Below are 6,284 nucleotides of genomic sequence, written 5' to 3' on the forward strand. Positions count from 1 at the left end.
GGGCGCTCGGGCGCCGGGCCGGCCGCGGCCGGGCGCTCCGGGGCACCCTCCACCACCGCACTGCCGCGGCGGCCCACCCAGCGGGTGGTGACCAGCAGGACCGCGGAGACGCCGAGCAGCGCGATGCCGGTCCACACCCGGGGGTCGAGGACCAGCTTGCCCGCCCAGTCGGCGAACTCCCGGCCGATCGTGCTCGCCAGCGGGAACAGGCCGGTCAGGTAGAGCCCGGCGGGCAGCAGGGCCACCGCGAACCACCGGGTCGCCGACAGGAAGCGCCGCCGGTAGGCCCGCAGCCCCGCGAAGGCCACCCCGCCCGCCGTGAGGATGAAGCTGATCGCCGCGCTCAGCACGGGACCACTCCTTCGTGTCCGGTCGTCCTGGTCATCGGTGCCTTCCTCTCGGTCCGCCCTCGGGCGCACCTCCGCCCGGAGCGGGCGCCCACTAGTGGAACACTGGGGGAATGATCGATGGTTCCCTCCCCCGCCTCGAGTTCTGGTGCGACCTCCAGTGCCCGGACTGCCACACCGCGCTGGACGACGTACGGGCGCTGCGCGCGCAGTACGGCGACGCGCTGACCGTGGAGCTGCGGCACTTCCCGCTGGAGAAGCACAAGCATGCCTACGCCGCCGCGGAGGCAGCCGAGGAGGCGTTCGCGCAGGGGCAGGGCTGGCCGTTCGTGGAGGCATTGCTGGCCCGCACCGCGGAGCTGGACGCGCGCGGACAGCAAGTGCTGCTGGAGGTGGCCCGGGAGGTCGGGGCCGACGTCGACGAGGTGGACACCGCGCTGGTCGACGGCCGGCACATGCTGACCGTCGACGCCGACCAGGCCGAGGGCAAGGCGATCGGGGTCACGGGCACGCCGACGTACGTGATCGGCGGGAAGCGCCTCGACGGCGGCCGGAGCCAGGACGGGCTGCGTGCGCAGATCGTGGCCGTCATCGAGGCGGCGAAGACGTCCTGACGGCATGTCGGATCACAGCCGCTTGCCGTAGAGACGCTCGGTGACCTCGTAGCCCAGCGAGCCGTAGAGCCGGGCGGCCACCTCGTTGCGGGTGAAGACGTTGAGGCCCAGGTTGCGCACCCCGGCGGCCAGGCACTCGCGTTCGGCGAGCAGCATCAGAGTGCGTCCGTGTCCCCGGCCCCGGTGGGCCGGGGACACCTCGACGCTCATCACCCAGGCGAGCGGTTCGCCGTCCGGCAGGTCGCGCAGACGCAGCTGCATCCAGAGCGAGCCGTACGGGCCTTCCCCGCCGTCGGCGCTGTACAGCCTGCGCAGGACGACGCCGGGGGTCTCGACGCCCTGCGGGATCGGGCTCGGCCGGTCGTCGCCGCCGATCCTGGCCCCGGCCTGCTCCTCGGTGAGGCCGGACTCGATGAGCGAGTGGCGGAAGTGCTCCGTGGACCGGGCGAGCCAGTCGTCGAGGTCGGCCGGGTCGAAGGGGCGCGCGCTCACCCCGGCGGGCAGGTCGGGGGCGGCGACCAGCCGCTTGGACATGACCTGGGCCCGCTCGGTGTAGCCGAGAGTGGTGGCGAGTCCGCGGGCCGTCGTGGCCGCCCCGGGGACGCTGATGTCGACCCGGGAGCAGCCCCAGGTCCGCAGCACCTCCTCGGCGGCCAGCCCGCCGAACGTGCCACGACCCCGTCCGCGCCCCTCGGTGATCTCCAACTCGGATATGCGGCCCCAGAGTTGGCCACCCTGCGGATCGGCGGTGGTGCGCAGCGCGCCGACCGGGTGGCCGTTCGAGAGGATCAGCCAGCGTCTGGTGCGGCCGCCGGCCGCGGTGGGTGTCTCCGGGCCCTCGGGGCGCAGCGTGGTGGTCATGTGGTGGTCCCTTCCCCTTGCGCGGGAGGTTATCCACCGTGTGCTCTCCCCCGGTCGGGGATCACGGGTCGAGGTCGTCGCCGCTGCGCTCGGTGAAGACGGCCATCGCCTTGGCGGTGACGGGGCCGATGCCGGGCAGTTCGCGGTCGTCGACGCGGGTGACGGCCTGGACGTCGCGGGTGGTGGAGGTCAGGAAGACCTCCTCGGCGTCCCGGAGTGCGCCGAGCGGGAGGTCGGTCTCCTCGGCGCCGCACCAGTCGATGACGAGCTGCCGGGTGATGCCGGCCAGGCAGCCGGAGGCCAGGGTGGGGGTGAGGAGGCGGCCGTCGACGACCACGAAGACGTTGGAGCCGGTGCCCTCGCAGAGCAGTCCGGCGGTGTTGGCGAGCAGGGCCTCGGAAGCGCCGGCGCGGTGGGCGGCGGCCAGGGCGACGACGTTCTCGGCGTACGAGGTGGTCTTGAGGCCGGCGACGGCGCTGTACTCGTTGCGGCGCCAGGGGACGACCACGACGGCGGTCTCGTCGGGGCGGTGGCCGATCGCGCTGAGGGCGACGACCAGGGTGGGGACGGTGCTGCCGCGCTCGGAGCTGAGCGGACCGTTGCCGCCGGTGTAGGTGATGCGCAGCCGGCCGAGCGGTGCCGGGTTGGCGGCGAGGACCTGGGCACAGGCCTCGCGGACCAGGTCGTGGTCGGGGTCGGCCAGGCCGAGACCGCGGGCGGAACGGGTGAGGCGGTCGAGGTGGCGGGTGACCGCGAAGGCCCGGCCCTCGACCGTCTTCAGGGTCTCGAAGACGCCGTCGCCGGTGGTGAGGCCGTGGTCGAGGACCGAGACGGCCGCGTCGGCGGAGTCGACGAGGGCGCCGTTGACCCAGCTCGTGGGGCGGTTGTGCATCGGATGCTGCTCCTAGGCGGTAGGGGCTCAGGCCCTGGTCGGGTCGGATCCGCTGCCGGATTCGCCACCGGGCTCGCTGCCCGACGCTATCGCGACCAGTCGGGCGGCCTTCAGTTCGGTTTCGGCCCATTCGCGCTCGGGGTCGGAGCCCCAGGTGATGCCGGCGCCGGTGCCGAAGCGCAGGACGGGTGCGTCCGGGTCCGTCCGGTCGATCCAGAAGGTGCGGATGCCGACGGCGAGTTCGGCCTCGCCGCGGTCGGCGTCGACCCAGCCGACGGCGCCGCAGTACGGGCCGCGCGGGGCGGTCTCCAGCGCTTCGATGATCCGCAGGGCGCTGGACTTGGGGGCGCCGGTGACGGAGCCGGGCGGGAAGGTGGCGGCGAGGAGCTCGGGCCAGCCGGCGCCCTCGCGCAGGGTGCCCTCGACGGTGGAGACCAGGTGGACCAGGCCGGGGTGCTTCTCGACGGCGCAGAGGTCGGGGACGGTGACGCTGCCGGTCTCGCAGACCCGGCCGAGGTCGTTGCGGACCAGGTCGACGATCATCACGTTCTCGGCGTGGTCCTTGTCGAGGAGGTCGTCCTCGGTGCGGCCGGTGCCCTTGATCGGCCCGGAGGACACGGTGCGGCCGGTGCGGCGCAGGTAGAGCTCGGGCGAGGCGGTGGCGATCTCGACGCCGTGCCCGGGCAGGCGGATGGTGCCGGCGTAGGGGGCGGGGTTGCCGTGGGCGAGGAGGCCGGTGAGGGCGTCGACGTCGCTGCGGTCCGGTTCGGGCAGCGGTGCGGACAGCACCCGGCAGAGGTTGGCCTGGTAGACCTCGCCGGCGGCTATGTGCTCGCGGATGCGGCGGACGCCCGCGGTGTAGGCGGCGCGGTCGAGGGAGCTGTGCCAGCTGCCGGCCTCCGGTCCGCGCCAGCCGGCGCCGGAGGGCGGGGCGGGGGCGGGGCGGACTTCGTCGAAGCGGGCGCAGGTGAGGCGGCCCTCGAAGTCGTAGGCGACGGCCCAGTGGCCGGCGGAGTCGAGGGCCGCCGGGTCCGAGGTGACGTCACGCAGTCCGGTGGCCAGGCGGCCGCCGAAGCGAGCGAGCGGGGTACGGGGGTCGGGGTGGCCGGACACGGTTCTCCTGCGCGGTGGTGCTGGGGGCGGTGCCTGAAGTGTAGGTCGGGGGGCGTGGGCCGGGTCGGGCCCGCGCCCCCGCGCACGAGCAGCCGTGTGCGTCGCGCGGGTGTGCGTCGGGTGACCTGCGGATGATCGTCCGGGAGTGCCGCAGGTGGTGGCCGGTGACCGGCCGGGAGGGCTGACGGGACGGCACTCACCGGTCATCCCCTCGGCATGCTGCGGGAACGGATTTTTAGCTGGCCCGGGAATCCGCTAGAGTTCAACACGTCGCCGGGGAGCGCAGCCGAGGAAAGTCGGTGAAGATCCCGGGAGACAGGCGGACGTGGCTCAGTTGGTAGAGCATCACCTTGCCAAGGTGAGGGTCGCGAGTTCGAATCTCGTCGTCCGCTCGATGGAGAACAGTGTAAGATCGTTCTTCATGTGTTGCCTGGTGGAGTGGCCGAGAGGCGAGGCAACGGCCTGCAAAGCCGTGTACACGGGTTCAAATCCCGTCTCCACCTCCAAGAGGTCCCCCCGGTTCCACCGGGGGCCTCCCCGCGCGATTAGCTCAGCGGGAGAGCACTACCTTGACACGGTAGGGGTCACTGGTTCAATCCCAGTATCGCGCACGTCGGATCCCCCGGGATCCGCTGCAGGACCGCCACACCAGGCGCGATTAGCTCAGCGGGAGAGCACTACCTTGACACGGTAGGGGTCACTGGTTCAATCCCAGTATCGCGCACAGTAACGGCCGGGGCCGCGATCCGTGAGGGTCGCGGCCCCGGCCGTTTGTCGTCCCGTTCGGTGGCTTCGGGTGCCGGGGAAAGAGAAGAGCCGCGTACGGACGCCCTCACCGACGTCCGTACGCGGCATCTCCGCCTGCCGGGGCGCTCTGCGCGCCGCTCTCGCCCGTCCGCGTGTCATCGCGGCCGCGGCCTCCCCGGCGACACCGTTCCCCGTCCCCAGGGGATCGGTGCCAGTCTTCGGCCGGCCCGTCGGGGCCGGCGTCTCCTTCCTCCTCCTGCTCAGCGGGTGATCAGATCGGCGACGGCCTGGGCCTGGTTCGCCATCTGCTCCCACCCGCCGAAGAGCAGCACCAGGAGCACGGCGCACGGCAGGGCCATGGCCAGCGCCACGGCGGGGTGCCGCGTGGGCTGCTCGGCGGACCGGGGCTGGACGGAGGCCGGCCGACGGCGGCGGGGGGTTCCCGTGAGCTGCGGTGGCATTTCCTTGCTCCTGATCCGGTCGAGTTGGCGCGGTGGACGGCTTACCTCGGGGGACGAGCTCCCCGTCCACCGCTGAACACAACGCTATTGGTCAGGGGTTCTCCGGGCGTCATGCCGTCGTACTGTTCCTCGGACGTCCCGGAGGATGACGATCGGACTCCGCGACTACTACCGCAGGGGGACGGAAGTCTCATCCGACCCCCGAGGGAACCCTGAGGGAGAACCCCGAGAAGCTCTTCGGCGACCCTGTGACCTGCAGGTCAGCGCAAGATCGGACAATCGCACGGTGGCTTCAGGTGTTGCGTATCAGCACACCGCAGCGGGCAGTCCGTAAGCTGTGCCAGACAGGAACTGACGATGGCCCAACCGACGGGGCCTCACCCACAGGCTGACGGGGAACGAGACATGGCGATGATGCGGCTGAGGCGTGAGGACCCCCGCATCGTCGGGCCGTACCGCCTGCACCGGCGACTGGGCGCCGGCGGCATGGGCGTGGTGTACCTCGGATCCGACCGCCGCGGGCAGCGCGTGGCCCTCAAGCTGATCCGCGCCGAGCTCGCCGAGGACCAGGAGTTCCGCACCCGCTTCGCCCGCGAGATCGCCGCCGCCTCCCGGATCCGGGGCGGCTGCACCGCGCGCGTCGTCGGCTCGGACATCGAGACCGAGCGGCCCTGGCTGGCCACCGCGTACGTGCCGGGGCCCTCGCTCTACAAGCGGGTCGGCGACGAGGGGCCGCTGAACTGGCCCGAGGCGGCCCGGATCGGGGCCGCACTGGCCGACGGACTCGTCAAGGTGCACGAGGCGGGGGTGGTCCACCGGGACCTCAAGCCGTCCAACATCCTGCTCTCGCCCCGGGGCCCGCGGATCATCGACTTCGGCATCGCGTGGTCACGCGGCGCCAGCACGCTCACCCACGTCGGCACCGCGGTCGGCTCCCCCGGCTTCCTCGCGCCCGAACAGGTCCGCGGAGCCGCCGTCACACCCGCCACCGACGTCTTCGCCTTCGGCGCCACGCTCGCGTACGCGCTCACCGGCGACACCCCGTTCGGGTCCGGGGCGTCCTCCGAGGTGATGTTGTACCGGGTCGTCCACGAGGAGCCCGACCTCTCGGCGGTACCGCCGCAACTGGCACCGCTGATCCGGGCCTGCCTGGCCAAGGAGCCCGCCGAACGGCCCGGGGCCGCCGCGCTGCACGAGCGGCTCAGCGAGCTGGCGGCGCGCGGTGCGGCGGCGGGCTCCGGCGGCGGTA

7 protein-coding genes and 4 tRNA genes are annotated in these 6,284 nt (G+C 72.8%); 6 read left to right on the forward strand and 5 right to left on the reverse strand.

From position 1 onward, the window contains the following. Nucleotides 1–350 (reverse strand): hypothetical protein (locus tag KS423_RS35590; RefSeq protein ID WP_224283885.1); only part of this gene is annotated, 350 nt, incomplete at its 3' end. Between the two features lie 110 nt (nucleotides 351–460). On the opposite strand from KS423_RS35590, the gene KS423_RS35595 reads away from it, so the two are divergent. After that, on the forward strand, nucleotides 461–961 hold the full coding sequence (locus KS423_RS35595; RefSeq protein ID WP_224283886.1) for a DsbA family protein: 501 nt from the start codon (nucleotides 461–463) through the stop codon (nucleotides 959–961). Between the two features lie 12 nt (nucleotides 962–973). On the opposite strand, the gene KS423_RS35600 is transcribed toward KS423_RS35595, so the two are convergent. The 3 genes from KS423_RS35600 to KS423_RS35610 all read right to left on the reverse strand — a co-directional run bounded on the left by KS423_RS35600 (nucleotide 974) and on the right by KS423_RS35610 (nucleotide 3,827). Next, the gene (locus KS423_RS35600; RefSeq protein ID WP_224283887.1) at nucleotides 974–1,822 is read right to left on the reverse strand and encodes a GNAT family N-acetyltransferase; all 849 of its coding nucleotides are present in this window, start codon (nucleotides 1,820–1,822) and stop codon (nucleotides 974–976) included. 61 nt (nucleotides 1,823–1,883) lie between these two features. Next, nucleotides 1,884–2,714 carry an aminotransferase class IV gene (locus KS423_RS35605; protein ID WP_224283888.1) on the reverse strand — a complete coding sequence of 277 codons (831 nt, stop codon included), beginning with the start codon at nucleotides 2,712–2,714 and terminating at the stop codon, nucleotides 1,884–1,886. A gap of 27 nt (nucleotides 2,715–2,741) precedes the next feature. Beyond that, a complete protein-coding gene (locus KS423_RS35610; protein WP_224283889.1) occupies nucleotides 2,742–3,827 on the reverse strand; it encodes a chorismate-binding protein in 1,086 nt (361 codons plus the stop codon). Between the two features lie 319 nt (nucleotides 3,828–4,146). On the opposite strand from KS423_RS35610, the gene KS423_RS35615 reads away from it, so the two are divergent. The 4 genes from KS423_RS35615 (at nucleotide 4,147) to KS423_RS35630 (ending at nucleotide 4,551) form a co-directional block, all read left to right on the forward strand. Continuing rightward, nucleotides 4,147–4,219 (forward strand) — tRNA-Gly (locus KS423_RS35615). Between the two features lie 40 nt (nucleotides 4,220–4,259). Then, nucleotides 4,260–4,333, forward strand: a tRNA-Cys gene (locus tag KS423_RS35620). A gap of 33 nt (nucleotides 4,334–4,366) precedes the next feature. Beyond that, nucleotides 4,367–4,438, forward strand: a tRNA-Val gene (locus tag KS423_RS35625). 41 nt (nucleotides 4,439–4,479) lie between these two features. Continuing rightward, nucleotides 4,480–4,551 (forward strand) — tRNA-Val (locus tag KS423_RS35630). Between the two features lie 283 nt (nucleotides 4,552–4,834). Here the strand turns inward: KS423_RS35630 and KS423_RS35635 are convergent. Then, complete coding sequence (locus KS423_RS35635; RefSeq protein WP_224283890.1) at nucleotides 4,835–5,035, reverse strand: hypothetical protein; 201 nt, start codon at nucleotides 5,033–5,035, stop codon at nucleotides 4,835–4,837. A 405-nt stretch (nucleotides 5,036–5,440) separates the two neighbouring features. On the opposite strand from KS423_RS35635, the gene KS423_RS35640 reads away from it, so the two are divergent. Next, on the forward strand, nucleotides 5,441–6,284 hold an 844-nt coding region (locus KS423_RS35640; RefSeq protein WP_224283891.1), incomplete at its 3' end, for a serine/threonine-protein kinase.

It is taken from the genome of Streptomyces sp. LS1784 (assembly GCF_020103755.1).
GTDB lineage: Bacteria > Actinomycetota > Actinomycetes > Streptomycetales > Streptomycetaceae > Kitasatospora.